This window comes from Spirulina sp. 06S082 (genome assembly GCF_034932145.1).
Taxonomy (GTDB): Bacteria; Cyanobacteriota; Cyanobacteriia; order Cyanobacteriales; family Spirulinaceae; genus CCY15215.
The window spans coordinates 1-26522 of the sequence record NZ_JAYGHV010000384.1 but is presented as its reverse complement, the minus strand read 5'-3'; the positions used below and the strand labels follow the sequence as shown (position 1 = coordinate 26522).

General features: G+C 40.5%; 30 protein-coding genes. 15 read left to right on the top strand and 15 right to left on the bottom strand.

The window, feature by feature from the left end:
• Positions 1-60: 60 nt before the first annotated feature.
• From sufC to VB714_RS21565, 6 genes are all read left to right on the top strand, one after another.
• Complete coding sequence (sufC, locus tag VB714_RS21590) at positions 61-849, top strand: Fe-S cluster assembly ATPase SufC (RefSeq protein WP_204104877.1); 789 nt, start codon at positions 61-63, stop codon at positions 847-849.
• Positions 849-2225 (top strand): Fe-S cluster assembly protein SufD, encoded by a 1377-nt coding sequence (sufD, locus tag VB714_RS21585; RefSeq protein WP_323226753.1) that lies wholly within the window; start codon positions 849-851, stop codon positions 2223-2225. The genes sufC and sufD overlap by 1 nt, the downstream gene beginning before the upstream one ends.
• Positions 2226-2275: 50 nt before the next feature.
• Positions 2276-3538 carry a SufS family cysteine desulfurase gene (locus VB714_RS21580; protein WP_323226752.1) on the top strand — a complete coding sequence of 421 codons (1263 nt, stop codon included), beginning with the start codon at positions 2276-2278 and terminating at the stop codon, positions 3536-3538.
• Positions 3539-3767: 229 nt separating this feature from the next.
• Positions 3768-3923: a hypothetical protein gene (locus tag VB714_RS21575; RefSeq protein ID WP_323226751.1), complete on the top strand. Its 156-nt coding sequence runs from the start codon at positions 3768-3770 to the stop codon at positions 3921-3923.
• Positions 3924-3952: 29 nt separating this feature from the next.
• Positions 3953-4273 (top strand): DUF3288 family protein, encoded by a 321-nt coding sequence (locus VB714_RS21570; protein ID WP_239121527.1) that lies wholly within the window; start codon positions 3953-3955, stop codon positions 4271-4273.
• A gap of 44 nt (positions 4274-4317) precedes the next feature.
• Positions 4318-5211, top strand: a complete 894-nt coding sequence (locus VB714_RS21565) for an alpha/beta fold hydrolase (protein ID WP_323226750.1) — start codon at positions 4318-4320, stop codon at positions 5209-5211.
• 59 nt (positions 5212-5270) lie between these two features.
• Here VB714_RS21565 and VB714_RS21560 read toward each other — a convergent pair whose 3' ends face one another.
• The 4 genes from VB714_RS21560 to VB714_RS21545 form a co-directional block, all read right to left on the bottom strand.
• Positions 5271-5876 carry a Uma2 family endonuclease gene (locus VB714_RS21560; RefSeq protein WP_323226749.1) on the bottom strand — a complete coding sequence of 202 codons (606 nt, stop codon included), beginning with the start codon at positions 5874-5876 and terminating at the stop codon, positions 5271-5273.
• 40 nt (positions 5877-5916) lie between these two features.
• On the bottom strand, positions 5917-6507 hold the full coding sequence (locus VB714_RS21555; protein WP_416309760.1) for a Uma2 family endonuclease: 591 nt from the start codon (positions 6505-6507) through the stop codon (positions 5917-5919).
• A gap of 83 nt (positions 6508-6590) precedes the next feature.
• Positions 6591-7280 (bottom strand): Crp/Fnr family transcriptional regulator, encoded by a 690-nt coding sequence (locus VB714_RS21550; RefSeq protein ID WP_323226747.1) that lies wholly within the window; start codon positions 7278-7280, stop codon positions 6591-6593.
• Positions 7281-7312: 32 nt separating this feature from the next.
• Positions 7313-7756, bottom strand: coding sequence for an Lrp/AsnC family transcriptional regulator (locus VB714_RS21545; protein WP_323226746.1), 444 nt, complete (start codon positions 7754-7756; stop codon positions 7313-7315).
• Positions 7757-7899: 143 nt separating this feature from the next.
• On the opposite strand from VB714_RS21545, the gene VB714_RS21540 reads away from it, so the two are divergent.
• From VB714_RS21540 to VB714_RS21525, 4 genes are all read left to right on the top strand, one after another.
• The gene (locus tag VB714_RS21540; RefSeq protein ID WP_323226745.1) at positions 7900-8532 is read left to right on the top strand and encodes a LysE family translocator; all 633 of its coding nucleotides are present in this window, start codon (positions 7900-7902) and stop codon (positions 8530-8532) included.
• A 119-nt stretch (positions 8533-8651) separates the two neighbouring features.
• Positions 8652-9641 (top strand): pentapeptide repeat-containing protein, encoded by a 990-nt coding sequence (locus tag VB714_RS21535; protein WP_323226744.1) that lies wholly within the window; start codon positions 8652-8654, stop codon positions 9639-9641.
• Positions 9642-9741: 100 nt separating this feature from the next.
• Complete coding sequence (gene ruvX / locus VB714_RS21530) at positions 9742-10194, top strand: Holliday junction resolvase RuvX (RefSeq protein WP_323226743.1); 453 nt, start codon at positions 9742-9744, stop codon at positions 10192-10194.
• Positions 10195-10452: 258 nt separating this feature from the next.
• Positions 10453-10659, top strand: a complete 207-nt coding sequence (locus VB714_RS21525) for a hypothetical protein (protein WP_323226742.1) — start codon at positions 10453-10455, stop codon at positions 10657-10659.
• Between the two features lie 96 nt (positions 10660-10755).
• On the opposite strand, the gene grxC is transcribed toward VB714_RS21525, so the two are convergent.
• Together grxC and VB714_RS21515 are read right to left on the bottom strand one after the other, a co-directional pair.
• Positions 10756-11025, bottom strand: a complete 270-nt coding sequence (grxC, locus tag VB714_RS21520; RefSeq protein ID WP_323226741.1) for a glutaredoxin 3 — start codon at positions 11023-11025, stop codon at positions 10756-10758.
• A 55-nt stretch (positions 11026-11080) separates the two neighbouring features.
• Entirely contained in the window at positions 11081-12655 is a 1575-nt protein-coding gene (locus VB714_RS21515) for a S8 family serine peptidase (protein ID WP_323226740.1), read from the bottom strand.
• Positions 12656-12792: 137 nt separating this feature from the next.
• On the opposite strand from VB714_RS21515, the gene rpe reads away from it, so the two are divergent.
• The 3 genes from rpe to VB714_RS21500 all read left to right on the top strand — a co-directional run bounded on the left by rpe (position 12793) and on the right by VB714_RS21500 (position 14594).
• The gene (gene rpe / locus VB714_RS21510; RefSeq protein ID WP_323226739.1) at positions 12793-13494 is read left to right on the top strand and encodes a ribulose-phosphate 3-epimerase; all 702 of its coding nucleotides are present in this window, start codon (positions 12793-12795) and stop codon (positions 13492-13494) included.
• 202 nt (positions 13495-13696) lie between these two features.
• Positions 13697-13963 (top strand): YciI family protein, encoded by a 267-nt coding sequence (locus VB714_RS21505; RefSeq protein ID WP_204103531.1) that lies wholly within the window; start codon positions 13697-13699, stop codon positions 13961-13963.
• A 301-nt stretch (positions 13964-14264) separates the two neighbouring features.
• Positions 14265-14594, top strand: coding sequence for a hypothetical protein (locus VB714_RS21500; RefSeq protein WP_323226738.1), 330 nt, complete (start codon positions 14265-14267; stop codon positions 14592-14594).
• A 110-nt stretch (positions 14595-14704) separates the two neighbouring features.
• On the opposite strand, the gene VB714_RS21495 is transcribed toward VB714_RS21500, so the two are convergent.
• From VB714_RS21495 to VB714_RS21465, 7 genes are all read right to left on the bottom strand, one after another.
• A complete protein-coding gene (locus VB714_RS21495) occupies positions 14705-15493 on the bottom strand; it encodes an ABC transporter permease (RefSeq protein WP_323226737.1) in 789 nt (262 codons plus the stop codon).
• Entirely contained in the window at positions 15490-16473 is a 984-nt protein-coding gene (locus tag VB714_RS21490; RefSeq protein WP_323226736.1) for an ATP-binding cassette domain-containing protein, read from the bottom strand. The genes VB714_RS21495 and VB714_RS21490 overlap by 4 nt, the downstream gene beginning before the upstream one ends.
• Positions 16474-16534: 61 nt before the next feature.
• Positions 16535-17590, bottom strand: a complete 1056-nt coding sequence (locus tag VB714_RS21485; protein ID WP_323226735.1) for a potassium channel family protein — start codon at positions 17588-17590, stop codon at positions 16535-16537.
• 27 nt (positions 17591-17617) lie between these two features.
• On the bottom strand, positions 17618-18508 hold the full coding sequence (locus VB714_RS21480; RefSeq protein ID WP_323226734.1) for an ion channel: 891 nt from the start codon (positions 18506-18508) through the stop codon (positions 17618-17620).
• Between the two features lie 85 nt (positions 18509-18593).
• Entirely contained in the window at positions 18594-18938 is a 345-nt protein-coding gene (locus tag VB714_RS21475) for a slr1659 superfamily regulator (protein ID WP_323226733.1), read from the bottom strand.
• A 54-nt stretch (positions 18939-18992) separates the two neighbouring features.
• Entirely contained in the window at positions 18993-19646 is a 654-nt protein-coding gene (locus tag VB714_RS21470) for a slr1658 superfamily regulator (protein ID WP_323226732.1), read from the bottom strand.
• A 152-nt stretch (positions 19647-19798) separates the two neighbouring features.
• Complete coding sequence (locus VB714_RS21465) at positions 19799-20176, bottom strand: DUF1823 family protein (protein ID WP_323226731.1); 378 nt, start codon at positions 20174-20176, stop codon at positions 19799-19801.
• Positions 20177-20287: 111 nt separating this feature from the next.
• Between VB714_RS21465 and VB714_RS21460 the strand changes: the two genes are divergently transcribed.
• Positions 20288-21208, top strand: a complete 921-nt coding sequence (locus VB714_RS21460) for a DMT family transporter (protein WP_323226730.1) — start codon at positions 20288-20290, stop codon at positions 21206-21208.
• A 16-nt stretch (positions 21209-21224) separates the two neighbouring features.
• On the opposite strand, the gene VB714_RS21455 is transcribed toward VB714_RS21460, so the two are convergent.
• Positions 21225-22763 carry a hypothetical protein gene (locus VB714_RS21455; protein WP_323226729.1) on the bottom strand — a complete coding sequence of 513 codons (1539 nt, stop codon included), beginning with the start codon at positions 22761-22763 and terminating at the stop codon, positions 21225-21227.
• Positions 22764-22833: 70 nt separating this feature from the next.
• Between VB714_RS21455 and VB714_RS21450 the strand changes: the two genes are divergently transcribed.
• Positions 22834-24447: a glycosyltransferase family 39 protein gene (locus VB714_RS21450; protein WP_323226728.1), complete on the top strand. Its 1614-nt coding sequence runs from the start codon at positions 22834-22836 to the stop codon at positions 24445-24447.
• Here the strand turns inward: VB714_RS21450 and VB714_RS21445 are convergent.
• Positions 24428-26522: ATP-binding protein (locus tag VB714_RS21445; RefSeq protein WP_323226727.1), on the bottom strand; the 2095-nt coding region annotated here is incomplete at its 5' end. The genes VB714_RS21450 and VB714_RS21445 overlap by 20 nt on opposite strands.

Here is a 26522-nt window from a genome sequence, read left to right as displayed (position 1 = left end):
GTATTGCCCACCCAATGCGATCGCATTTTTCCCCTTTTCCCTTTCCCAACCTAATTACCTATGATTAAAGAGAACAGCAAAGTTATTTTATCCGTCCGCAATTTAAACGCCAATGTTGAGGGAACAACCATCCTCAAAGGGGTTAATTTAGAAGTGAAAGCCGGAGAAATCCATGCCATTATGGGACGGAATGGTTCGGGAAAAAGCACTTTTGCGAAAATATTAGCAGGTCATCCCGACTATGAAATCACCGCAGGGGAAATAATTTTCCACGGAGAAAATATTTTAGACCTTGAACCGGAAGAACGTGCCTTAAAGGGCATTTTTCTCGCCTTCCAGTATCCCCTCGAAATTCCAGGGGTGAGTAATTTAGATTTTCTGCGGGTTGCTTATAATTCTCGTCGCAAACATTCAGGACAAGAAGAATTAGATGCCTTTGACTTTGAAGATTTAGTTGCAGAAAAGTTAGATGTGGTGAAAATGAATGCCAGCTTCTTAGAAAGAAGCGTTAATGAGGGATTTTCGGGTGGCGAAAAGAAACGCAACGAAATCTTACAAATGGCGCTTCTCGAACCCTCTCTGGCGATTTTAGATGAAACCGATTCGGGTTTAGATATTGATGCCCTGAAAATTGTTGCGAATGGGGTTAATCAATTGGCAAACCCCGATAATGCAACGGTGATGATCACCCACTATCAGCGTTTGTTAAATTATATTGAACCCGACTACATTCACGTCATGCAAACGGGAAAAATTTTGATGAGTGGTGGGAAAGAATTGGCGTTAGAATTAGAAGAGAAAGGTTATGATTTTCTCGATAACGAGGCATTAGTGGAGGTGGGAGTGTAATGGTTGTCGAAATTCCTACAAGTTCTTCGCTTCAAGTCGATCGCGATCGCCCTCATAATGAGTATTTGGGCAAACTTTTAAGACATAGCGAAGGACAAACGATTAGAACTTATCCTGAGATTTCTGGCTGGTTACAAGAGTTGCGCCAAAAAGCAGCTTATGATGTAGTTCGGCAGCATTTACCGACGCGACGGGATGAAGATTGGCGCTTTACGGATCTATCGGCATTATTGGCGATCGAGTTTTCCCCAGCCCAACCGGTTAAAGTAGATGAAAATGCGATCGCGCAGTTTATTCTCCCAGAAGCCTCCCACAGTCGCATTGTTTTTATTAATGGCATTTATGCGCCAGAATTGTCCGATACTTCTGCATTACCGGAAGGGGTATTTGCGGGCAATTTAACTCAGCTTCCTCTGGAAGATAGTTACGATGCGATGAAATATATCGTGCATCAAGATGGGGAAAAAGAAGTTTTTACCGCCCTCAATACGGCAGGATTTCCTGATGTGGCGATCGCCTGGGCTAAACGCAATGTTATTGTTGAAACCCCAATTCATATTCTCTTCCTCACAAACCCAGAAACAACACCAACTTTTTGTCAACCGAGAGGCTTAATTGTCGCCGAAACGGGGGCGAGTTTACAGGTCATCGAACATTATGGGGTGATTCAGGAAAACTGTCCCGATATGCCCAGCGATCGCCCTTATTTCACTAACTCCATGACGGAAGTTTTCGTGCAAGATAACGCCCGCATCAATCATACTCGCAACCAGCGAGAATCGGGAGATGGCTTTCACATTGGCAAAACAGCAGTCTCTCAAAAACGCAATAGTCACTACACTTGCAATGCCATTTCTTGCGGGGGAAAAGTGTCTCGCCATAACTTAGGAGTTTGGCAGAAAGGGGAACAAACGGAAACTTTTTTGAATGGTTTGACGGCGATCGCCAAGGAACAAATTTCCGACACTCATAGCGCTATTTTTCTCAATCATCCCCACGGCACAACGGATCAACTACATAAGTGTATTGCAGACGATAAAGCCCACGTCATTTTTGATGGTAAAGTCTTCGTTCCTCAAAATGCCCAATTAACCAGTGCTGCCCAATTAAATCGCAATTTACTGCTGTCTCCAAAAGCACGGGTAGATACTAAACCGCAACTACAAATTACAGCAGATAATGTTAAATGTACCCACGGTGCCACCGTCAGTCAAATTGACACAGATGAACTCTTTTACTTGCAAAGTCGCGGCATTAATCTTGATAATGCGAGGAATTTACTCTTAGATGCTTTTGCCGCAGAAGTTCTCGATCGCATTCCCATTCCTTCACTGCAAAAAAATCTTGCTCAATGTATCGCTTGTCGAACATTTTAAAAGCACATTTTAAAAGTACATTTTAAGTCTCTATTTGTTCTTTAAATCCCATGACTCTACTGCAAGAAAAAACCCTCGGCGATCGCTTTCGTGTTGACTTCCCTATTCTATCGCGAGATGTCCATGAAAAGCGCTTAATTTATTTTGATAGTGCTGCAACCTCCCAAAAACCCCACGCGGTTTTGAATGTTTTGCGGGATTATTATGAGCAAATTAATGCTAATGTTCATCGAGGAGCCCACGCATTAAGTGCAGAAGCTACCGATGCTTATGAAGGGGCGCGAGATAAGGTTGCTGGCTTTATAAAAGCGCGATCGCGCAATGAAATTGTTTATACGCGCAATGCCACAGAAGCGACTAATTTAGTGGCCTATAGTTGGGGTTTAAATACGTTAAAACCAGGGGATGAAATTATTGTTTCTGTCATGGAACATCACAGTAATTTAATTCCCTGGCAAATTGTAGCACAGAAAACAGGGGCAATTCTCAAGCACGTTCAACTCACAGAAACAGAAGAATTCGATCTCGAACAATATAAAACCTTGCTTTCCGAACGAACAAAATTAGTCTCAGTCGTTCATGTTTCTAATACTTTAGGCTGTATTAACCCTGTAGAAGAAATCATCAAACTCGCCCATCAATACGAGGCAAAAGTTCTCATCGACGCTTGCCAAAGTATACCACATTTACCCATTAATGTGCAAGCAATGGACTGCGATTGGTTGGTAGCTTCTGGACATAAAATGTGCGCCCCGACAGGAATCGGTTTTCTCTATGGAAAACTAGATTTATTGAAATCAATGCCGCCTTTTTTAGGAGGAGGAGAGATGATTCAAGATGTATTTTTAGATCGCTTTACTTGTGCCGAATTACCCCATAAATTTGAAGCAGGAACCCCCGCCATTGGAGAGGCGATCGCCTTGGGTGCAGCAGTGGATTATCTTTCAGGTATTGGTATGGACAATATCCACGCTTACGAAGAAGAATTAACGGGATATTTGTTTAAAAAACTGGCAGAAGTTCCCAATTTACGAACCTATGGTCCAAAGCCCGATCGCGAGGGTAAAGGTAGGGCTGCATTAGCGGCATTTAATGTAGCAGGATTAAACGCCAGCGACCTTTCTACCCTATTAGACCATGAAGGGGTTGCAATTCGTTCTGGACACCATTGTACCCAACCCTTACATCGTATTTTAGGGGTGACGGGAAGTGCGCGATCGAGTTTATATTTTTACAATACCCGCGACGAAATCGATCGCTTTGTTATTGCTTTAAAAGATACAATTGATTTCTTTAAAAGTGTTAGAGATTAGTTAAAATTTTCTATGGTGACAATTAATAAACTGTCACCATAAAAGCTAAGAATAATTCGTTTTTAAAAGGAAAAAACGAATTATTTTTGTTGTCTTTTTGTCCGGAAATTCAGAAGCAAGATTAGTAGATTGATATTACTCGACTCAAATACTAGCTCTTCTTGTAACTATGTTTCCCGTGCAGTACCGTTTCGACACATTCCAAAAGCTCCCTCTTCTCACTCAATTGATGCTAATTGCATCAATTCGTCGCAATCCGCTTTATGCTGGCGATCTCGACTATATTGAGGGTTTAAAGTGCATTCATGCAGATTGTCTCAGTAAAGCCAATACTGAGGAAAAACAGGCTTACGATCGCGCGATCGCCACTTGGGTGTCTCAATAAATCTGGCGATCGGCTATATTTAGGAAGATATGAACCTAAATATTAATATATTCTTGCCGATCGCCATGACGAATTTGGAGCAAAGACATCCTCGAGAAAAATTAGATATGTTCGTGGTTGAAAAAATCAAAAAAGAACGCAACGATTATAATATCGTTGAATTGGCACGTCTTCGCATTCGCTATCATAACTTTCCAGGTGCAAGACCACTACAACAGGAACTCGATCGCATTCTACAAGATTGGGGCTTAACCGAAGAAGAGTTATTTGCTTTATCGCGAGAGATTCATAGTCAAGGAAATATCTATCGACGCACTCCCGATGGCGAAGAAAAACAAGATTGGAGCTAAATTGAGTTATCAGTTAGTTATCAATTATCAATGGGGAATAGAGAATGAGTAACAATCACCCATTATTTATTTTATTTGCTCAACATGGCTGGGCAGATACAAATCAACCCATTCAATCTTTAGTTCAATCTCTTGCACCTTCAGAAGGGATTATAGCACCGAATTTGGGGTGGTTAAAAACTTGGTGGAGCATTGAACCCCTCATTAAAAAAGTTGAAGATATTGCGATCGCCACTTTACAAAAATATCCTAATACTCCTTGGCGCATTATTGGTCACTCTATGGGGGGGTTAATTTGGGTAGAATTGCTGCACCGTCATCCCGAATGGCGATCGCGGGTTCATTCCTTAGTTTTAGTTGCTTCTCCCATTGGTGGCTCTGATTTAGGGTACTTGTTAGATGTTTCTTTAATAGGGCTGGGTATTGCTAAAGATTTAAGCACAAATCGGCGAGAAATGGTTGAAGAAATTGCAGCAGAAATTCCCACCCTTGCGATCGCAGGAGATATTGACGGAGGAAGCGATGGTACAGTTATTATTGGAGCAACACAATGCGATCGCATTCAGTTTATTACCATTCCCGTCTCTCATCCCAAACTCAAAAATCATCCCCGTTTAATCTCTCTCATTCAAACATTTTGGTCAAATCCAATCATTACTTTTCCTCCCAAATCGACCTTTAAAACAGAATTAATTCGAGAATTAAGGTTTACTGGAGGAGTATTTGATGCCCATCCACGAGACTTTCCTCGATCCCAGATCGTGGCTCATTTGCCAGAAGGAATCACTTTGAGAACTTGGAAAAATCCCCTCAATCAATTGCAGCACATTTTTTTAGGCGATCGCGACAACCAATGTATTTATAGTGCCTTTGTCAGTTGGGAAAAATATGCAGAATTTCAGCAAAAACTTACCCAAATTTTGGATGGATTAAACTAATTGCGATCGGCTATTATTCTCGACCCAAAACCATAAGCTAATTGAGTCATTTCAAGTTACTAATTAGAATTGTTTTCGAGAGCATTGCGGAAAGTATTTGCGGCTTCTAAGCGAGAAGTTTGCGCGATGAGTACGCAGCGAGAAAGCAATTCTATCTCAAGGGTTGCTAATTCAGAAATTTCGCTTCTCTCAATCTTTTCGTAGTCGCGATCGCGCAGATGATAAAGACTAAAAACACCATCTTCCCAAAACCAAACTTCCGGTATTCCCAATACCTGATAGCGTTTTAATTTGTTCGCACTTCCACTGCTAAAAATTACTTCAATGGCCAGATCGGGACGGGGTTTAGATTCCCCAAAACAGTAAGATTCATCGGGTTCGAGGGAAACTTCATTTTCTCGTTCTTGGGTAGTAGATCCAAGGGGTTCAAATTCAATATTTTTTTCGAGGCAAAATAGTTCGAGTAACATCCCAATGATGGTTTTAAAAAATTCGCGATCGCGTCCTGGCATGAGAATTTCAATGGTATTATCGTAATAAGAAAGCCGAATATTTCGCGACTCGGCAAAGCCGGCTTGAATGAGCTTAAACTGTTGCCAAGTAATGCTATAATGGACAATACTGCGATCGGGGGATGTTGGTTTTAGGAGAGGAGTTTGAGTCATATAAAATAATTAATGATGTTTCTCTTCACTTTTTTTATTTTTATAGAGCATTGCGGAAAGTATTTGCGGCTTCTAAGCGAGAAGTTTGCGCGATGAGTACGCAGCGAGAAAGCAATTCTATCTTGAGAGTTGCTAATTCAGAAATTTCGCTTCTCTCAATTTTTTCGTAGTCGCGATCGCGCAGATGATAAAGACTAAAAATACCATCTTCCCAAAACCAAACTTCCGGTATTCCCAACACCTGATAGCGTTTTAATTTGTTCGCACTTCCACTGCTAAAAATCACTTCAATGGCCAGATCGGGACGGGGTTTAGATTCTCCAAAACAGTAAGATTCATCGGGTTCGAGGGAAACTTCATTTTCTCGTTCTTGGGTGGTAGATCCAAGGGGTTCAAATTCAATATTTTTTTCGAGGCAAAATAACCCGATGAGAAAACCAATCAACCGACTAAAAAATTCGTGTTCGCGTCCTGGCATGAGAATTTCAATGGTATTATCGTAATAGGAAAGCCGAATATTTCGCGACTCGGCAAAGCCGGCTTGAATGAGCTTAAACTGTTGCCAAGTAATGCCATAATGGACAACACTGCGATCGGGGGATGTTGGTTTTAGGAGAAAAGTTTGAGTCATGTCTAAATCAATCTGATTACTTTCAGTCACTTTCACTTACTATCTGGTTTTTTCTAGCTGGCGATCGCCAAGGAGTTTTAGTCTTAAAGGAAATCATAATGGGAAGGAATGCGATCGAGCAAACAAATCGTACTATCTGTTTCAACAGAAATTAAACCTTGTTGACGCAATTTTCCCATGAGACGAGTCACCGTCACTCGCGTTGAACCGATCGCGCTACTAATTTGCAAGTGAGTTAAAGGATAGGGAAAACAAATTCGTTTATCTACTGCGTTACCATATTCCTCAATCAGAAGCGTTAAAAACCCCCAAAGGCGATCGATTGTCCGTTGCTGACCCAAAACAGTTAACCATAAAAGTTGTCGTTGGTGTCGATCGCGAAAGAAATCTAAGACTTCCAAACGAAAATTTGGCCAGTTGTCTAGATCGTGCCAATACATCCAAAGAACTACGGTAGAATCGACCTGAGCCGATGCTTTGAAGGTAAAGTGAGGATTTTTGGTAATTTCAAATGGATAACCTGTCCCCATTAAACCTAAAAAGGTTTCTTTTGCTTCTTCTGGATTGTTTTTTTGAGACAATATATTGGCTCGGATATTGCCAGTTAAAGAGACTGCACCACATTGTACCAAATATAATAAACCCGCACGAATAGGAATAGGTTCATTTTGCTTAAAAGCGCGATCGCGGTAATGATTTTGCCCCCAAGTGATAATTTCTTGCCAATTTAAAAAGGAAATAAGTGTTTTTTTTCGCAAGCGAGGGGTTTTCATAATACTTAAATCCTCTTTTTAAATTGGAGTAGTTAATGGGAAGGTTCAATCCTATTCTTAAAAACTGGGTTAGAGAGTACAATCGAAGTGCTGGTTTGTCCATATTGACTTAATTTATTGATAATTGCTTCAAGATGAGACATTGAGGAGGCGATCGCTTCAATAACAAAAGAAGAGTCTCCCGTGACGTGATAACTCCGCAAAATTTCTGGTAATGCTTCCATTGTTGCGATCGCGGGAGGATAGCGATCGGGGGTTGTTGTTAGTTGAATAAAGGCTTTTAAGGGCAATCCCAACACTTCTGCATTCACCTGGGCGCAATACCCTGTAATAATACCTGCATCCTCTAATTTTCGCACTCGTTCTGTTGCAGCAGGAGAAGAGAGTCCCACCCTACGTCCCAACTCTGAAAAAGAGAGTCTGCCTTCCTGCTGCAACGTTTGTAAGATTTGCCAGTCTGTCTCGTCTAACTGCATTTTGCAAATTTAAGGTTTTAAGAGTATTTTTCCTTAATTTTCTACCATAAAAACGCAAAATCAATTAAATTTATTCTTTAATTTAACAATTTTTGTTTGTAAATTAAATATTAGAATGTTTTATCTTTAGTTTTACAAAACTTATGGATATTTCTCTTTTCTTAAAAGGCTTTTCTCTTGGATTAGCTGTTGCGGCTCCTGTTGGCGCGATCGGGGTTTTGTGTATTCATCGTACCTTAACCTATGGTAGATTAATAGGCTTAATTTCTGGACTCGGTGCGGCAACAGCCGATGGAGTTTATGGCTGTATCGCCGGATTTGGTTTAACGATTGTCTCTAATTTTTTAGTCGATCGCCTCTTTTGGTTTCAAGCGATCGGGGGATTATTTTTGCTATATCTAGGGGTGACAACTTTTTGCGCTAAACCCAAGCAAGAAACAATTACAGAAACGCGATCTAATTTTTCTAGCGCTTATTTTTCGACTTTCTTCCTAACTTTAACCAATCCCCTCACCATTCTTTCTTTTATCGGGATTTTTGCGGGGTTGGGACTGGTGAATACTGGAGGAAATTATCAAGAGGCATTACTCTTGGTTCTCGGTGTTTTTACTGGCTCTGCTGCTTGGTGGTTGTGCCTCAGTTTTGGTATCGATCGCCTGCAAAGCACCTTCCGTCTTGGGGATTTGCGCTGGTTGAATCGCTTTTCGGGGATTAGTATTATTACTTACGGAATTCTCGCATTATGGTCTTTAATGAAAGCGATCGCTCACTCCTAAAAAGTAAGCTATTAGCAATATTCAAGAAAATTAACACAAAGATATCCTCCCATCAGTGATACTAGAGATCGGGGCAATTTAGAGAAACAATTTAAGAAATTAGAGACGAGGAGAGGAAAATGGATAGACAGGAATTACTCGATCGCTACGCCGCAGGAGAACGGGATTTTTCTAGGGTTAATCTCATGGGAGTTAATTTAGAAAAAGCGCAACTTCCTGATATTGATTTAACGGATGCTTATTTAGGCGCAGTTAACCTCAGTCGCGCGAATCTCAAAGGTGCAAACTTAACGAGAGCTTTTCTTTTTCGTGCGGATTTGAGCTTTGCAAAAATTCGAGAATCGAGTCTAACAGATGCGGATTTAACTAAAGCTAATTTAGCAGGTTCAGAATTGGTTAAATCCATTCTTAAAGGCGCAAAATTAAGCGGTGCAATTCTCAAACACGTTAATTTACGGCTCGCTAATTTAGAAGGAGTGAATTTATGCGGCGCAAATTTGCAAGGTATTAATTTTCGGTCAGCTAATTTAAAAAATGTGAATTTTAGCTGGGCAAATTTATCTGGAGCAAGATTAAGTGGGGCTAATTTGCGCGGGGCTACATTGAATGGTATTACACTTAGCGAAGCCTATTTGAATGGGGTCGATCTTCAGGGAGTCGATCTAGATGGAGTCGATCTGAGTGCAGCCAAATTGAGCGGTGCTAATTTAAGCGGTGCTAATTTAAGCGTCGCAAATCTTAATAATGCTCAAATTCGCATGGCATTTATGTCTCGTGCTAATTTTCAGGCTGCTAATTTAGAGCAAGCCAATTTATTGCGATCGGATTTGTGCGAGGTGAATCTCAGTAAAGCTAATTTAACTGAAGCTAATTTAACTGAAGCCGATCTAACGGGTGCGAATTTGAATAAAGCTAATTTAACTGAGGCAAATTTACATAAAGCCAGTTTGCGAAATGCTTATTTATGGGGTGCAAATTTGCAAACAGTAGATTTACAAGAAACTAATTTAAGTGGAGCTAATTTGCGAGGAGCGCGATCGCAGGATGTGAATTGGCAACAGGCGATTCTCTCAAAAACAACTATGCCCGATGGCGCGATCTCACAGTAGGGGTTTGGTCTCCAAACCCCTCTCCAAACCCCTCTCCAAACCCCTCTCCAAACCCCTCTCCAGAATGATAGTATTTTAAAGAAACATAGCGGGTTTAGGAATGGAGAAACTATCAGTTTTAGGTTTAGATGTGGGCAGAAAGCGAATTGGCGTGGCGGGTTGCGATGGGTTAGGATTAATTGCCACGGGTTTAACTACAGTAATTCGCAGTTCTTTTGTGAAAGATGTGGAGCAGTTTAAGACGCTGGTGGAAGAGCGTCAAGTGCAATTATTGGTGGTGGGGATGCCCTATTCGATGAGTGGCGCGATCGGTTTTCAAGCGCGACAGGTACAAAAATATGGGAAACGTATAGGAGAGGCTTTATCTCTTCCAGTGGAATATATGGATGAACGTTTGACTTCGGTGGAAGCGGAAGAACAAATGAAAGCACAAAATATTTCACCATCTCGTAATAAAGCCACAATCGATCGCAAAGCTGCCGCCATTATTCTACAACAATGGTTAGATTGGCGACGAGAAACGATCGCCCGTAATGCTTTAACCCAAGCCTAGTCAAGGTTTGGTTGTTGCCAACCGGATGATATTCATCACCAAATTTTGTAATCGAGATCGGCGTTTTTGAAGACTGCGATCGCCATTCCTGCGTGCCTTAATCACATAAAAAACCAATAGAGATCGCTGCTTTTGTGTAATTGTTCTCATCTCCGGAACTGATGAGGCTTACATTAGAGTAGCTGGATATATCACTCCCGCTTGGGGAAAATAAAGGGATACTCATAAGGGGGAATTCAAGAGGTCGAAACTATTGATATGAATAAGATGCAAATGCAACTACTTCCTGGGGCGATCGCGGAAATTTTGGCCTCTGCTGCCGATACTGGAGTTCTAACTTTGGGCGATCGCTATGGTTTAATGGCGGCTGTTTTAGATGAAACCCTTGAGGAACAAGATAGACGGGCGATCGATCGCTTATTAAGGGCAGTTGTTCGAGGACGATTGCAAGTTAGTCTGAATTAAAAGATTAATTCCTTTCGTCTAATTTTTTCTGATTTATCACAAAAAACAAAAAATACCTATCTGAGGGACAGGTATTTATCTTGATTAAAAGAGTGCTTAAGCCACTTGACCTTGCAGAAGTGGATCTAATTTTCCTTGTCTGTCAAGATCGTAAAGGTCATCGCAACCCCCAATATGGCGATCGTCGATAAAGATTTGTGGTAGCGATCGTTTCCCGTTGGCGCGTTCTGTCATTTTCTTTCGAGCCGCATTATCGCCATCAATACAGTATTCTGTGAATTCTACCGCCTTCTGTTGTAATAATGCTTTGGCACGAATACAAAAAGGGCAGGTACTCCAAGTGTAAATTTCAACGTTGGCTGTCATGGCTTTTCGATAAATGTTAAGGATTGTTACAATTTCAGTGTAACTTAAATCTCGATTATTGGGCAGGAATTGTCCACCAAGCTAACCCGTAAGCCTGTAGGGGATCGTTTACTTGCTGACGATGAACAACGCGAATTTTATAACGTCCGGTGGTGGGGACGGGACAGAAAATATGTTCGCTGCTGTCTACTTTGGAGATTGAAGAACAGACCGCAGTGGCAGTATTGTTACTCTCGGCGGGCATGAGATAAACATCGAGATTGTTTAAACCCAGATCCCGAAAGTTTTCCCCCACATCAAATAAATTGTTGCCATTGTCATCATTTAATTCCACCTGACGATGCCAAGTTAGGGTGACAGAGGCAAAATTCCCGCCTTGTAGGGGAGAGGCGATCGCATAGTCTTGATAGTTGCCAACTTCAACGCGGTTATAGTCCCAACCGCGAGGAAGTACGGGAGTATCGGGAGAATTTTGTCCGCCGCTAAACTGTTGGTAAGCACGATAAACATTCAAATGTCCGGTTCCGGTTTGAATATCTAAAGGAATTTCCGGATTTTGATAGGCATCACCATCCAGCCAAGTTTTATTATCTTTATCGAAGAGGGTGCGATCGACCCCCAAGGCTGCATCTTGGACTTTATCGGCAGAATTGAGCAAGACTGCTTTCATCACTTCACTGCGGCGAGAATCTAAACTCCAATTGGGGGCAGCCTTGGCAAGCTGGCGATCGCCGAATTCCTGCAAGACTCCCACGGCACCAGCAACGTGAGGGGCAGCAAAACTGGTTCCGCGCACTTCTTCCACGTCCCCCTCCAAGTCTCGGACGGCCACATGGCTTCCAGGTGCAACTAGGTTAATCGATCGCCGCCCTCCGGTATTGATTTCGCGGAGAATTAAGCTGCGTCCGATGCCTTCTGGCAGAGAACTTAAGTTAGAAAAATCGACTTTATTAAAAACGCCCTCTCTCACGGTAGAAGCTGCGATATTCACCCCGTTGTAATTATCCGTTGGAATGGGAATGCCGCCACCGCCTTGATTTCCAGCGATAACATAGAGGACATTGTGAACTCGAGCCGACCAATCCACGCATCGGGTTAGGAGGGCATTACCATCTAAAACAGGGTTGGGGCGGGGATCTCGTCGCAAAGGTTCGCCAAAACTAAAATTAATCGCCCGCACGTCTCCGGTATTCTGTAAGGCAACGTGCTGAGAAGCGAGGCATTCTTCCGGCTGTCCTGCGTCTCGTAGGGAGCCTACAGCAGAGGAGTACAGACGCGCCCCTGGTGCCACTCCTGGTACTCGCTTATCGCCGGAAACCATAACCATTGCTACCATTGCCGCATGACCATCAACATTGGTATCGGCTGCTGCTTGGCGATCGCGATGAAAAACTCCCGCGAGAGATAGCGATCGATGATTCGAGGCTGCTTTATCCAAACCAAATTTTCCCGGTCTACCTACTTCAACTTGCCCGAGGCCAATTTTACGCCCGATCAGATTGTAGGGGGCTTCGTGCAAGGGACGAACATTTACCCCGCGATCGCTGATAGTATCTTCTGAGGCTTGGATCGGGGCGATCGCCACCAGAACCGACAATCCGCCCAACAACCACGCTAATTTTTTGCTCATTCCCACGGTTTCGATAACTTAATTCTCTTTATTCTAATCGGTTATGTTTTTTGAGTTGAAAAGCAAAAAATTGTGAAAATAATGTTAAATTGTTCTTAATATTACAATTCTTAAAAAATATTAGGAGAACGCCCTTCATGAGTAATAAGCCCATCGTTGTCGCCCCCTCGATTCTCTCTGCGGATTTTAGCCGTTTGGGAGAAGAAATTGCCGCCGTTGATAAGGCAGGTGCAGACTGGATCCATGTCGATGTCATGGACGGTCGTTTCGTCCCCAATATTACCATTGGACCGTTAATCGTTGAAGCGATTCGCCCGATTACGAAAAAGCCTTTAGATGTACATTTAATGATTGTCGAACCGGAAAGATATGTAGAAGGATTCGCGCAAGCGGGTGCTGATATTATCTCGGTTCACGCGGAACATAACGCCTCTCCCCATCTTCACCGCACTTTAACTCAGATTCAAGAGTTGGGCAAGCAAGCGGGGGTTGTGTTAAATCCCTCTACGCCGTTAGAGTTGATTGAATACGTGCTGGATGTTTGCGATCTGGTTTTGTTGATGAGTGTTAATCCTGGTTTTGGCGGTCAAAGTTTCATTCCTCAAATTACAACCAAGGTTCGCAAGTTGCGTCAGATGTGCGACGATCGCGGTCTGGATCCTTGGATTGAAGTCGATGGCGGTTTGAAGGGTCACAATACTTGGCAGGTTTTAGAGGCGGGTGCCAATGCGATCGTGGCTGGTTCTGCGGTTTTCAAGGCTCCTGACTATGCGGAGGCGATCGAGGCTGTTCGCAATAGCAAGCGTCCCGCAGCCGAGAAGGAGTTAGTTTCTGTTTAAGTTTAAGTGCTTTTACAAGTTAATTTTTATGGACAATACTTGACAAAATAGGTTAAGTATTGTCTGTTTTTTAAGGGATTGCTCTATTGCAAGTCTCCTAAGCTGTTCAGCATCTAATTATCCTGTAGATTGATAACTAGCACATAAAAATTCTCAGTCAATTTTCCAGTGCTTGCCGTTTTATACAGAGTTAGCGATAAAAATGCCTTGGTTTGTAAAGATTGAAAAAGGAATTGTTGACAAAGCAATGTTCGATCTGTATGTCCCCGCCCATCGTCACTATGTCCGCGACTTAATTGCTAAGGGACATCAGGCGAAAACGGGATATTGGAAAGAGTATGGGGGAGGAATGCTTTTATTTAAAGCAGATTCTCTGGAAAAAGCTCGGCAAATTGTCGCAGGAGATCCTCTCATTCAAAATAATTGCGTTCAATACGAACTACATGAATGGTGTATTGTCGAACAATAGTCGAACAATAATTGATGAGTTGTTAGTTCTTGAGTTGTCGCGCCAATATTAATTTTTATTACGAAATTGTCTCTTGACAATGCCAAGCGGCATCCTATCCCTTTTCCCTAATCGCGATCGCTTTGTCTTACTTAGCAATATTTTATTTTATCGGCGATCGGGTTCTGATTGACTAAAAGAAAGACATAATGTAGAATCATTACAGTAAGTCTCTTCAAAAAATCATAAAAAGCGCCTTTAAGAAAATAAAGGCGTTTTTACAATTATCACATTACCTAATCACACCTTATAAGGAGTCAAGATGGAAAGAATCAACCTAGACAATGAGCTTCCTAAATATCGTTTGAATTGTAGCTTGAGCTTTGGTGATATATATGGGCAAATTATCGTTTGGTTAATTGTGATTTTCATTAGTCTTGCTGCGACTGTAGCATTATGGAGCAGCACTCGCCAAGCCTATGCCTTTCTAACGGTAGGAATTATTTTAGTTATTTCCTTACCTTTTTTATTGTTCGCATTTGTAACAACTTTACTAAATCGCATTGAATTTATTCCTTTGGAAGAAGAAAAAAAGGCTCACAACCTTTCCTTAAACAATCCCAGACGCAGTGATCCTGCAACTGCGAGTTAACCGTAAGGGCGCAATGATTGCGCCCTAAAAAATGCAATAAAAAAATGTAATACTTGCATCCTAAAACTAACAAGATCATTCAAGATCATTCAAGATAATGAGATAATTATTCAAGCCCCCATTCCTGAATATTGTTTTAATCCTCGTCTCCATAACCAACGATTGAGAGAAAATAAAATAATTCCCCAACCCAGCATTACCATAAAACCCCGTGAGATATCAACAGGAAAGCCCACAAAAATAGCCGCCGGAAAATAGAGTAAGTAAGGAAATGGAGTCCATTGCGCGATCGCCTTAACCAAAGGGGGAAAAACATCGAGAGGTGCAATATAACCCGCAAAGAAGAGATAGAAAAGAAAGAGAAATTGCTCGATCGCGCTGGCACGTTCTGTCCAAAAAGAGAGCATTGCTGAGGTATATTGCAAGAGAAAACGGAGAGAAAATGCAATTACTGTCGCGATCGCCCCCAATAGCATCTGTTTTCCATCGGGAACCCAAAAAGATTGAGGGTACAAGAGAAAAAATAAGACTAACAAAACAACCACAAAAGGAAAGCGCGCAAAACGTTCGGAAATATGTTGCGCGACATGGTGCCAAGCGGGATCCATCGGTTGTAATAAACGAAAAGATAATTTTCCTTGCACCACCTCTTTTTCAAACTCCCACACCACCCAAACAATTGTAAATTGCCGTACCATAAATACAGCAATAAAGTAACGGGCAAAATCAACCGCATTTAACCCAAATTGTCCCCCTTGAGACGCTTCCATCCAAACTCCCATTAAAATAATCGGAAACGAACCGGAAAGCATCCAAAAAAACAATTCTGCGCGATATTCCACCATGTGCGCGTAATAAACAGAAAGCAGAGTTATCAATCGTTTCCAAAACCACTTCATTGCGTTACTCCCGTTGCAAATAAACGCCCGATCGTTTCTTCAATGGGGGGATCGGTAATACTGAGATCGAGGATGGGTAACTGTGCCAAAATTTGCGCTACCGTTTTGGTTAAATCCTCTCGAGGAACCAGAAATCTTACCTCTCTTCCGGCGATCGCCTTAATATCACCATAAACCGCAAGTTTATCTTCAGGAATAATATTAGCTAATTCCACCTTGACTTCTCGACAAGGAGCAAAACGTTCTAATAATTCCTCCAAACTGCCATCATAAATCAATTCGCCTTCATAAATTAACATCACCCGCCGACATAGAGCCGTAATATCAGCCATATAGTGACTGGTGAGGAGAATTGTCGCATCATAACGTTGATTATATTCCCGCAAAAACTCCCGCACCGCAGCTTGAGCATTCACATCTAATCCTAATGTTGGTTCGTCTAAAAATAAGACTTGAGGATGATGCAAAAGAGCCGCTAAAAGTTCAGCTTTCATCCTTTCCCCAAGAGATAGTTTTCGCACGGGTTGAGTTAACTTTCCTTGCAGAGAAAGAAGGCTTTCCAGTTCTCCTAAACGCTGTTTAAATTCAGATTCGGAAATGCGATAAACTGCGGCATTAATGCGGAGAGAATCAAGAGCAGGTAAATCCCACAAAAGTTGCTGTTTTTGTCCCATTACCAAACTCATTTTTGTCAAGAATTGAGGTTGGCGGCGAAAAGGTAAATATCCAGCAATATTCACGTTTCCACTAGAGGGATGAATTAAGCCAGAGAGCATTTTTAATGTTGTTGTTTTCCCTGCCCCATTGGGACCCAAAAAACCGACAATCTCTCCTGGTTCAATACTAAAAGAAATATTTTGGACTGCTTTGATCTGCCGATAAGTCCGATTAAAGAAATGTGCGATCGTCCCTTTTATTCCAGGTTCTTTAATGGCAACAGGGTAAGTTTTACTAAGATTTTCGACAGTAATAATAGGCATAAAATTTAAAACTTTATTGCTAGAATAGTAACACTGACCTTGAAAAGAGAGTAAATTACATTTATATTTTAGCACCGCGATAGCGCATTTTTCCTTTTTGTTCGTAATGACGGGAAAATTTGGGAATATCTCCCTGATGACCTAATAAGATAATCGTATCTCCTGCTTCTAAAATCAAACTATAGTGGGGATTTTGTAACGTTCTTCCTCCCAACTTTCGCACGGCAATAATAACAAAACTCCCGTTTCCTTTGATTTCTAATTTGCTCAAAGTTATACCAATTAATGGAGAATTTTCGGGAATATTTAGCTCGCTAATTTCTACATCTAATTCAGCGAGTAATTCATCAAGTTGAGAGAGTTCTCGCTTCTGTTCCAAGAAATCCAAAGCAATGGGACGAGTAATTAAATTCGACATTCTTGTTGCACTAATGGCTGCTGGTAAAACAATATGATTTGCTCCTGCAAGGCGTAATTTTTTCTCTGTACTGGGTAATTCTCCTCGTGCCAAAATGGTTAAGTTGGGATTGAGTTCTCGGGCAGTTAACGTAATAAAAACATTCAGAGCATCTTCTTTAACAACGGTTGCTAATATCCTAGCACGATGAATTCCTGCTTCATATAATATTTTTTCATCGGTTGCATCACCATTTAAAACCAAGTATTCTCTCGCTTCTGCTTTGGTGATGCGATCGGGGTTACTATCGATGAGAACAAAAGGAATTTTCTCGTCTCTCATGCGTTTGGCGAGAATTTGTCCGATACGACCAAACCCACAGATAATAACATGGTTTTCTAGCTTTTCAATACTATCATTTTGGCGCTGGCGATCGAAAGCGCGATTAATTTCTCCTTCTGTTAACATTTGCAAAAAACTTCCTACAATATAAACGGCTGAAGATGTTCCGGCAATAATCACTAAAATTGTAAAAATTCTTTCGGTTGGCGATACTAGCGGTCTAACTTCACCATATCCCACACCAAAAATGGTAATAATCACCATATAAAGTGACTCAAGAATTGTCCAACCCAAAGAAACGTAACCGATGATACCAAAAATAATCGTAATACTAAAAAAGATACCCCCGATCAGAATTCGTTTGAAAGATGTTTGCATGAGTTCGCCAATTATCCAGCCACTCTTTTAAGAATAGTCTACAACATCGTGAAATGCACTATAATTAATTTTGCGATCGCCATTGGGTAGAGTTTCTATCACATCCACAAAGCGCATATTCCAAAGAATGTCATGATTCATATACATATAACGAGAATGGATAGTTTGACTGACGGTTTCATCTAATCCTGTTAGGGTGACAATAATAGATGCCTCTAATTCCGCAAGGTCTTCAGAGGTTAAACCGTACAAAGGACTTTTTTCATCAATGGGGTGCATCACCATCCAACTTAAAGAAAAAATAGGCGTATTTGAGCGCACTAATTTCAGATCGTGTAAGCGGCGAATATTGTGTCCTTCTGGCGTAATTTCTGGCATTAAAATGGTAACAGTAATTTGAGATTCAAGAATTAAATTATTGCGTTGATTAGCCGTGCGAAATATCAAAGTTGGGATCTGATTATAAGGGCAAATCACGGCAACTTTACTGAATAAAACGCGAGCGCTGGGGACGGAGAAACGAGCAAACATTAACCCTGTTGCCATTGCTACTCCCAGTAAGCCAACAAAGACCTCTACAAAGACTAAAAAATTACTGTAGGGTGTTGTAGGATACATCGCACCATAACCAATAGTGGCCATAGTTTGAACACTGAAGAAAAAAGCATCAGGAAAGTATCCCGGTTGAGCATTTGCAATGCAGTCACCCCCGATCGCATAAGCACAGGCAAAGAAAATATTGAGAACAATATAAGCTAAACTAATCGCACCGAAAAGTTTAGCCCAAGACATGGTAAACAAGAGATGATAAAAATCTTGCCAATGAAAAGATTCAAGCCCATGACGAATAAATTTAATGCCACCCATACCGACTACAGATACTTGCTGTGTTTTTCGTTTTGTTTTAAAAGATTTCATGAGTAGTTCAACAATGCAGTTCAGCAATGCGATCGCATTCTCGAATGTCAAGGTAATTTAATATTTCTTCATTATTTTTCCCCAATTATTCCCATTCTAATTCTAATGCAGGCATTAAGCGTTGTAGATTTTTTAAAGATTTTCCTTGCCAAGGGACATTTTTTGCCCCCTGTACAGTCATGGCGATCGCTTTATTTTTCCGAACTTCAATTGTGAATTTTGATAAAACGTTAATACCCGCACTATTTAAAAATTTTAATTCTCGCAAATTCAAAGTAATGTGTGGAGGTGTTTTCTGCGCAATATCTCGTAGTAGTTCTACAATAGGCATATATTCGTCCATTCCACTTAAGCGTAACGATCCTTCAAAGCAGATCGTCATCGTTGATTCGTCGTAGTTGATTCCGTAGGTTTCAGTTTTAATTTCCATTCCTCAATACTCCTTGGTTCGATATTAGTAATCAATTATTGTTAAATATTTGTGTTAAATGCTTAACTGAACCATTGTCGTAACTGTGACAATAGTGGGGTCTTGTTCTACAGTTTCAAATTTCCAGCCTAACTTTGCACCGTAATCCTCAATCATGGTAAGATAGCCCAAACGCGATGAGGTTCCGCGTTCTTCAAGGGCATTTTCTTCAAGTTGAGCAATTAACATTTCCTGTGTATCTGAATTTGTAAGTTGATCGAGATAATGTTGAAAGGATTGGACAGCATTCGAGGCAATGCTATTAGTAATCATGAAAATTAAGCAATTGCTTTGGAGATGCAAAGAAAGACCAATGGGATAATTGGTACAATCATTGTTAAATTTCATGGCATTTTCTAATAATTCGTTGGCGATATAGCTGACTGCACCTTTAATTTCTTCTTGTTTGTATTGAGTATCGGGATCGTCTTCTTTCGCTGGAAAAAAGGTTGTCAGATAGTCAGCTAAAAAATCAGCAGATAAGCCATTATTTCGCCAACGCTGCTGTAAGGGAACTGAACTAGGAGAAAAGCCAAGAATTAGGTATTCTGGACTTTCTGGCAAGTTTTCGATGAAGTTGCCAAAAATTTCTATCATACTGTTACTGTTCCTTTTCTCGCTTTTGGGTTTGTTATACCATTGTCCGAGGGTAAAGGATGGATAAAACATAAGTTTTGGGTCATAATATTTTTTGCGCGATCGCCCCTTACATTTACGGAATTGTCAAAACGAGATGCACTGTACCGTTATCTTTTCTAAATAGTCATGGGGAAATCCGGTCAATTCGCTTATTTTTTGAGAAATTGTTTCCTGACGATAAGCTAACCAATAACAATGTCATGGGTTTTCATATAGTTTAACAGCCAATTGGCCATGGTTGCTCGACGAGCTTGGCGGGGGCTAAATTCTCCGATTTTATATCCTTTAAATCCTAGGGCTTCCTTTAAAAGTTGTTTATTTTCCCGAGGAATAGATCGGGTTAGTTTCATCGTGGGAGGACGATAAGCGATAAAATCTGGAGGACTGGGATATTCTTCACACCACTTCTCAGTAACCCGATCGCTTTCCCATTGTTGGGTAGATTGATTGTAGCGATAGCCCAAATAATGCCAAACTAATTGATTAACGGTATCATCTTCAATTTCTTCGTTGAGTATTGACCAAATTGTGTTGGTATTTAAGGGAGGTAATTCCAGCATGGGCTTCAGGGTTTGAATTTTCGTGTCTTTACTTTATTTTAACTCAAGGCGATCGCCCTTGAGAAAAGCCTACATCCAGAAATCTTCAACACTGCTAAACCTAACAATAATATGCAAATCTTCCCCAAAACACCGAAATTCTGGCAAATCACATTAATTTTAGGAGTTGGTGTTTTTGCGATTTCTATGTCGGCAATTTTTATCCGTTTAACGTTAGAAATAACAGGGTTTCACGGGGTTGGTTTTAGTCTATTTCTTTCTGCTTCTCGCTTGATTATTGCCACTTTTATGTTACTCCCAATTTGGCGAGGCGTTCGACAAACATCAATTTCTCCCAAGGCTTTTTATTATGCAGGAATAGCAGGATTATGTCTGGCTTTCCATATTGCTTTTTGGATTTCATCACTTTCTTTTACCTCTATTACAGCAGCCACAACGTTAGTTACAACTAATCCGATTTGGATTGCTATTTTATCTCGATTTTGGTTTCAAGAAAAGTTAAGAAAGCTAACAATTCTAGGGATTGTAATTGCACTTTTAGGGGGGATCGCGATCGCTTTGGGAGGAATGCAAGGTGAGAGTGTTAGTTCTCAGCCCTTACTCGGCGATATTCTAGCATTAATTGGGGCATGGTTTGTCAGTTTTTATTTACTCTTGGGACGAGAATCTCAGCGTCAAGGTTTGAGTACGAGTCACTATATTACCATTGCTTATACCATTGCTGCGATCGCACTCTTTCCCTTCCCTTTTTTCTTTGGGTTTGGTTATTTGGGGTATCCTCTTTCGGTCTATTTTTATGTTCTTTTAATGGCAGTATTTTCCCAAGTTATCGGACATACTACCATTAACTGGGCGGTGCGTTGGATGTCTCCTGTTTTAGTTTCGTTGATCATTTTATTTGAACCGGTAGGGTCTAGTATATTGGGTTATTTTGTCTTTGGAGAGTTGCCGAGTTCGATCGTTATTTTGGGTGCAATTATTATTTTAGTGGGGGTGGCTATTTCCATTATCGGGGAAAGAAAAAAAGCATAAGAATAAGGTTTAGCATTCATTCTGGCAAGGACACGAGATAAAGATAATATTTTTCGTTATAAATATAACTATTTGTAAATTTGGCGATCGCGGCGATCGATAAGTCTTCTGGAAATAGATCGAGTTCGTAATTGAGAATTAATAGTATTTTTTCTCGTTTTTCATTGAATAATTGCTGAGTTTGTGCTAAGGTTTCTTCGCGATCGACATCATCCCTGTGACTATTATAAAGAACAAAACTTCCCATTTTTCGCGATTCTGGATAGTAAATTTGGCGATTAAGATAACCACTAATGGGAGTCATAACTGTATCTTGACTGCCTATGATGAACATATCTTCTAAGGCATTGTTTTTGATATATTTTGCCGTCTCTCGACTCGCAGAATAAGGAACAATCAGATTGCGGGAAAAAGCAACAACTCCTGCAATGAGTTGAACTAATAATATCAAAGTCAAAACCTTGCTTTTATGGCGATTTACCCAAGCGATCGCCTTGACAAAAAATTGATGGGCAAATTTTAGGCGATCGGGTTGAGATGGATAATAGGAAGAGATCCAAATTGCTATAATTAAAATGATATAAAAACTGCCGTAATGTCGTGGCGATCCTAAAACTTTAGTATAGGTGAAAAATAATAATTCTATTGTCCCCAATCCATAGATAAACAAAGGAATTGGTTTTTTGATGAAACTCAGAGTAAAAAACATCAAAATGAACAGTGAGATTATCGCATATAACGTTACATCCCAAAATTTGCTATCCCCAGGGACAAGAATTAAAATATAGCTGTTCCAAATTCGCGCAATAACTTTCATTAAATGATGAAAATCCCAAAAAGTATCCCATTTTACTAAACCTCCATTAAGTTCACTATCTGACGGAGGAATAAGCAGAACCAAAGAAGTATAAAGCCCTAATCCATAAATGCCAATACCACTTAAAATTACTAATATATTGAGTTTATATTTAAACAGAATCAGATCGACAAATAAAGCAGAAAATAAAATGAAAGAAATCAAAAGTCCATAGGCACTTGCATTACTCATTAAAGCCAATAATATAATCAAAATAAGAAAGTGCTTATAGCGGCTTTTAAAAAGCAGACAAAAAAGAAAAGCAAAGAGAATATAAAGCGAGTAATTACGACTAATAATAGAATATTCATAAAAAGGGAAATAGCCGAAACAGAATAACAGTTTTTGGAGACGAGAAAAAGGAGAAAATAAAATAAATATAGTAATAATACTCGTGGCGATCGCCAGATGAAAAAACTGCATTATTATCGGGTTATCAGTAAAAAAATTAAGGCAATAAAGGCATAAGTACCAGAGGGCAGGATGTCCTTCATATTTAATATTTTGTAATAAATCTGAAAAAGAAGAACTATCCCGCACAATAGTCCAGACATTTAATTCATCTCGCCACATAGAATGATTGAAAATGCCAATTAAACTCAAAATAAAAAATAGAGAAATGACTGCGACATTAAAAAATCTTGGACGATTATAAAATACTAAAAATGCGGAACTTAAGGACTTAAAAGAGTGTTGCATTGAAGAAAAAAATCTGTAACGGAAAAGATTATTATTCTGATAGTGTACTTATATTTGTTATTCTGTCAATATGAAAAAAATATCTCGTTTCTACAAAAATATCTCTTGGTCAGATTCCCACTGGCTGTTATTCTTCTTCCTTGCTGCTGTTTTTCTTTGGATGTTGGGGTTGGGAAATGTCCCTTTGAGAGACTGGGATGAAGGTTCCCATGCGATCGTAGCCCGAGAGATTTATCGTCAAGGAAACTGGCTGCATTTGACCTATTTTGATACTCCTTATTTCATTAAGCCTCCTCTAGTTTATTGGCTGATTGCGATCGGCTATCATGTATGGGGAGGAGTAGGGGAATTTAGCAGTCGCGTTAATCTTGCTTTTCTAACTGCTTGCGGGGTACCCTTACTTTATCTCCTTGGAAGAGAAGTTTTTTCGCGAAGATTAGAAGCTATTCTGTCAACACTGGTTTATTTAACATTGCTTCCCGTCCTTCGTCACGGACGTTTAGTCATGTTAGACGGAATTATTAATACTTTTTTTATTTGTCTTTTACTCTGTTTATTAAAAGAAAGAAAAAAGCAAATATGGGCATTAGGAATTGGGATTTGTTTGGGATTAATTACCTTAACAAAAGGAATTATCGTGCTGGCATTATGGGCGATCGCAGGAGTTTTTGTTTTGCTTAACCGTCAGTGGAAACTATTTGTTAATCCTTATGCTTGGTTGGGTTTAATCCTAGGAATTGCGATCGCGGTTCCTTGGTATTGGTTACAATGGGAAACCCACGGAGATTTTTTTGTTGAACTTTACTTTAAGTCGCAAAGTTTAGAACGTCTTTCTACTGCTGTTGAAGGCAATACTGGCGCACCGTGGTATTATTTCCTTGAATTGAGCAAATATAGCCTTCCTTGGTTATTTTTCTTACCAGGAGGCTTATTTCTGGCATGGAAACAAAAAGGAAAACCCTGGGGAAATTTAGTGCTAGTGGGAACAATTTTGTTTTTAGGAACAATTTCTCTCATGCAAACTAAACTCCCTTGGTATATCATGCCCTACTATCCTTTTTTTGCTTTAACTGTCGGTGCTTATCTTGCCCATTTATGGCAGGATAAACGATTCTACTCCCGTTTTTTTGTTGGTTTATTTAGCATTTTTAACCTTGTTGCTTGGGGAGGATTCATTTATTTTATAATTACCCATCATCCCTTTACTTTAATTCTGATGAGTGGTATAATAGCGGTTACAATGGGATTAGCAACTAGATTTTTGTGGAAACACGATCGCCGATTCATTCCGACACTATTTATCGGGTTGTATTTTAGTTTAGCCTTGCTGATGTTGTCTCCTGCTTGGTTATGGGAAATCAATGAACAGTATCCCGTCCTCAAAGTTGCGGCGATCGCCAAAAAATATACCCCAGAAAAAACAATTATTTATACCTCATTTCCCCATCATCGTCCTAGCTTAGAATTTTATAGCGATCGCCAAATTCTTTCTACTCCTCCTGATACTTTGCAACAATTATGGGAGGACGGCCAATATTTATTACTAGATCGTCAAACTTTTATCTCGCTTCAGCTTCCCGATCTTGCTATTCTCGGAGAAGCCATTCTCGAAGAAGATGAAGATTTTGTACTGGTCAAAAATCAAAAATCAAAACTCAAAGCAATTAAACTAACATTTGATTAATTTGAGTTAAAAGTTCCGGCATTGATTGAGAATCATCTACAATCACTTTTGTAGCCAGTTGACTTAACAACTCATTTAACTCCCGATTACCCGTTCCAGCCAAGGAATCATGTTCGAGAACTAAAATTGGCGGCTTAACCGTAAGATTAGCCAATTGTTTTAAACCCTCTAACCAACAGTCTAAATCTTTAGATTCCCCTAAATTAATAATCAGTAAATCGACACTACGATGATGAATTTGACTGTAAACCTCCGTCCAAGATTGTGCCAGTAAACTTCGCAATCCTGCTGTTTGTAAATACTGGGTTAAAGCATGAGAAAAGTCAATCCCCGCATGAATTTGAGAATCCTGTGTTTCTCGCAAACATTGGTCAGACTGATAACATTCACTTCCTGCTTCTACGATCAAAATATTAGATTGCTTACTCACCCCCGCAGCAACCTGAATGACCTGTAAAAAAGCCACCATACTTTGCTCTGTAATGGGTATTAAACAAGGAAAAACCGATAGTTCTGAGATTTTATTACCAGACTCAGCAATCTTGGCATCTAAAGTCACCAAAGGTAATCGAACCAGAGATTCAACCTGCGCGATCGCCTGTAAATATTCATCGGGATTCGTGATTTTTTGACCATTTAGCAACAAAATATCAGGTTTCCAAATCTTGGCTAAAATTTCTGCCTGATCGAGATCGTTAGCTTCTAAAATTCGATAGTCTAAAGGTAAGAGGCGATCGATAGGTGTAGTGGAATTGTTCACCATTACACCCAATTTAGTCACAAATTCAGAATCTTCTTTGTCTAAAAGTCCTCCATGTAAATGTAGAATTGTGAGACTACTTCGAGTTAAAGGCGGAAGCGCTTTCAATCGCGATAAACTTTTTTGTAGGGCTTGAGGTTGGATGGGTAAACTCAAAAAACTATCCGCTTCATTCTGTTGTGCTAAAAGTTTTTCCGCTTGAGTTGCCGTAACAATAACCGGAATGTCTTTGGTTTTGCTATCGGCTTTCAATAAAGTCAACACATCCCAGCCTGATAATAGCGGTAAAAGAGGATTGAGAAAGATCGCCCGAGGTTGAATTTGCCGCGTCTTTTCGAGGGCTTCAGTACCCGATCGCGCTACGATCGCGCGATAACCTAGCTTTTGTAATTGTCCCGTTAACCGTTCAATATATTGGGGAACCGCCTCTACAATCAGAATAAGACGATTGGGCTCTAGATTCGATCGCACCCGATCGCGACTGGCTTCTCGTTCTGGAGGAGCCGGAGGTAAGAGTAAAGTAAATTTACTACCCTGGCCAACTTGGGACGTAAAAGAAATATCTCCTCCATGAGCGCGAGCGAGACGTTGAGTGAGAACTAAACCCAAACCCGTTCCTTCAAATTGACGAGTGAGAGGACTTTCTAACTGCTGAAATTTTTGAAAGATAAGATGTTGAGCAGATTCTGGAATCCCGATCCCCGTATCCCAGATAGTGAAATCGATCCACCCCTGCCAGCGATTGACCTGCAAGCCAATTTCCCCACCATTGGGAGTAAATTTAAGGGCATTTTCCAACAAGTGAACGAGCATTTGTCGCAAACGTAATTCATCTGCCACGATCGCCTGTAATTCCGGTGCAATAGTCAGGGAAAATTTAATCTCAGGAATCGTTGCGGCATCCTTCTCTCGGCCTGCAAAAAGCTGTCTATGTGCCTGTTGATAAGCGCGATCGCAAACTTCTTGTAACTGCACCGGTTCAGGAGTGAGTTTTAACTGTCCTGTTTCAATACGAGTCAAATCGAGAATGTCATTAACCACACTCATCAATTGCTGTCCGCTTTGATAAATCAGTTGAGAATAGCGAGATTGACGTTGGTTCAATTCTCCCAGTTTTTTGTCTTTGAGCAGGCTAGATAAGCCTAAAACTGCCGTTAGAGGAGTTTTCAACTCATGGCTTATACAGGCTAAAAATTCGTCTTTAAGGCGATTTAACTGAATCAGATCGGCATTTTTCGCCGTGAGTTCCTTACAGAGTTGCCGTTGCTCAGTCACATCCGTGGCCAGTACGAGCCATAGTGAAGTGTGGTATGTA

Excerpts from the sequence above, each read along its gene's own strand:
- VB714_RS21565 (WP_323226750.1), top strand. The coding sequence starts at position 4,318 with ATGAGTAACAATCACCCATTATTTATTTTATTTGCTCAACATGGCTGG.
- VB714_RS21540 (WP_323226745.1), top strand. The coding sequence starts at position 7,900 with ATGGATATTTCTCTTTTCTTAAAAGGCTTTTCTCTTGGATTAGCTGTT.
- VB714_RS21560 (WP_323226749.1), bottom strand. The coding sequence starts at position 5,876 with ATGACTCAAACTCCTCTCCTAAAACCAACATCCCCCGATCGCAGTATT.
- VB714_RS21455 (WP_323226729.1), bottom strand. The coding sequence starts at position 22,763 with ATGCAACACTCTTTTAAGTCCTTAAGTTCCGCATTTTTAGTATTTTAT.
- rpe (WP_323226739.1), top strand. The coding sequence starts at position 12,793 with ATGAGTAATAAGCCCATCGTTGTCGCCCCCTCGATTCTCTCTGCGGAT.
- VB714_RS21545 (WP_323226746.1), bottom strand. The coding sequence starts at position 7,756 with ATGCAGTTAGACGAGACAGACTGGCAAATCTTACAAACGTTGCAGCAG.
- VB714_RS21490 (WP_323226736.1), bottom strand. The coding sequence starts at position 16,473 with ATGCCTATTATTACTGTCGAAAATCTTAGTAAAACTTACCCTGTTGCC.
- VB714_RS21575 (WP_323226751.1), top strand. The coding sequence starts at position 3,768 with ATGCTAATTGCATCAATTCGTCGCAATCCGCTTTATGCTGGCGATCTC.
- ruvX (WP_323226743.1), top strand. The coding sequence starts at position 9,742 with ATGGAGAAACTATCAGTTTTAGGTTTAGATGTGGGCAGAAAGCGAATT.
- sufC (WP_204104877.1), top strand. The coding sequence starts at position 61 with ATGATTAAAGAGAACAGCAAAGTTATTTTATCCGTCCGCAATTTAAAC.
- VB714_RS21485 (WP_323226735.1), bottom strand. The coding sequence starts at position 17,590 with ATGCAAACATCTTTCAAACGAATTCTGATCGGGGGTATCTTTTTTAGT.
- VB714_RS21460 (WP_323226730.1), top strand. The coding sequence starts at position 20,288 with ATGCAAATCTTCCCCAAAACACCGAAATTCTGGCAAATCACATTAATT.
- sufD (WP_323226753.1), top strand. The coding sequence starts at position 849 with ATGGTTGTCGAAATTCCTACAAGTTCTTCGCTTCAAGTCGATCGCGAT.
- grxC (WP_323226741.1), bottom strand. The coding sequence starts at position 11,025 with ATGACAGCCAACGTTGAAATTTACACTTGGAGTACCTGCCCTTTTTGT.
- VB714_RS21480 (WP_323226734.1), bottom strand. The coding sequence starts at position 18,508 with ATGAAATCTTTTAAAACAAAACGAAAAACACAGCAAGTATCTGTAGTC.
- VB714_RS21525 (WP_323226742.1), top strand. The coding sequence starts at position 10,453 with ATGAATAAGATGCAAATGCAACTACTTCCTGGGGCGATCGCGGAAATT.
- VB714_RS21580 (WP_323226752.1), top strand. The coding sequence starts at position 2,276 with ATGACTCTACTGCAAGAAAAAACCCTCGGCGATCGCTTTCGTGTTGAC.
- VB714_RS21475 (WP_323226733.1), bottom strand. The coding sequence starts at position 18,938 with ATGGAAATTAAAACTGAAACCTACGGAATCAACTACGACGAATCAACG.
- VB714_RS21450 (WP_323226728.1), top strand. The coding sequence starts at position 22,834 with ATGAAAAAAATATCTCGTTTCTACAAAAATATCTCTTGGTCAGATTCC.
- VB714_RS21500 (WP_323226738.1), top strand. The coding sequence starts at position 14,265 with ATGGAAAGAATCAACCTAGACAATGAGCTTCCTAAATATCGTTTGAAT.
- VB714_RS21570 (WP_239121527.1), top strand. The coding sequence starts at position 3,953 with ATGAACCTAAATATTAATATATTCTTGCCGATCGCCATGACGAATTTG.
- VB714_RS21550 (WP_323226747.1), bottom strand. The coding sequence starts at position 7,280 with ATGAAAACCCCTCGCTTGCGAAAAAAAACACTTATTTCCTTTTTAAAT.
- VB714_RS21470 (WP_323226732.1), bottom strand. The coding sequence starts at position 19,646 with ATGTTTTATCCATCCTTTACCCTCGGACAATGGTATAACAAACCCAAA.
- VB714_RS21555 (WP_416309760.1), bottom strand. The coding sequence starts at position 6,507 with ATGACTCAAACTTTTCTCCTAAAACCAACATCCCCCGATCGCAGTGTT.
- VB714_RS21515 (WP_323226740.1), bottom strand. The coding sequence starts at position 12,655 with ATGAGCAAAAAATTAGCGTGGTTGTTGGGCGGATTGTCGGTTCTGGTG.
- VB714_RS21505 (WP_204103531.1), top strand. The coding sequence starts at position 13,697 with ATGCCTTGGTTTGTAAAGATTGAAAAAGGAATTGTTGACAAAGCAATG.
- VB714_RS21535 (WP_323226744.1), top strand. The coding sequence starts at position 8,652 with ATGGATAGACAGGAATTACTCGATCGCTACGCCGCAGGAGAACGGGAT.
- VB714_RS21495 (WP_323226737.1), bottom strand. The coding sequence starts at position 15,493 with ATGAAGTGGTTTTGGAAACGATTGATAACTCTGCTTTCTGTTTATTAC.
- VB714_RS21465 (WP_323226731.1), bottom strand. The coding sequence starts at position 20,176 with ATGCTGGAATTACCTCCCTTAAATACCAACACAATTTGGTCAATACTC.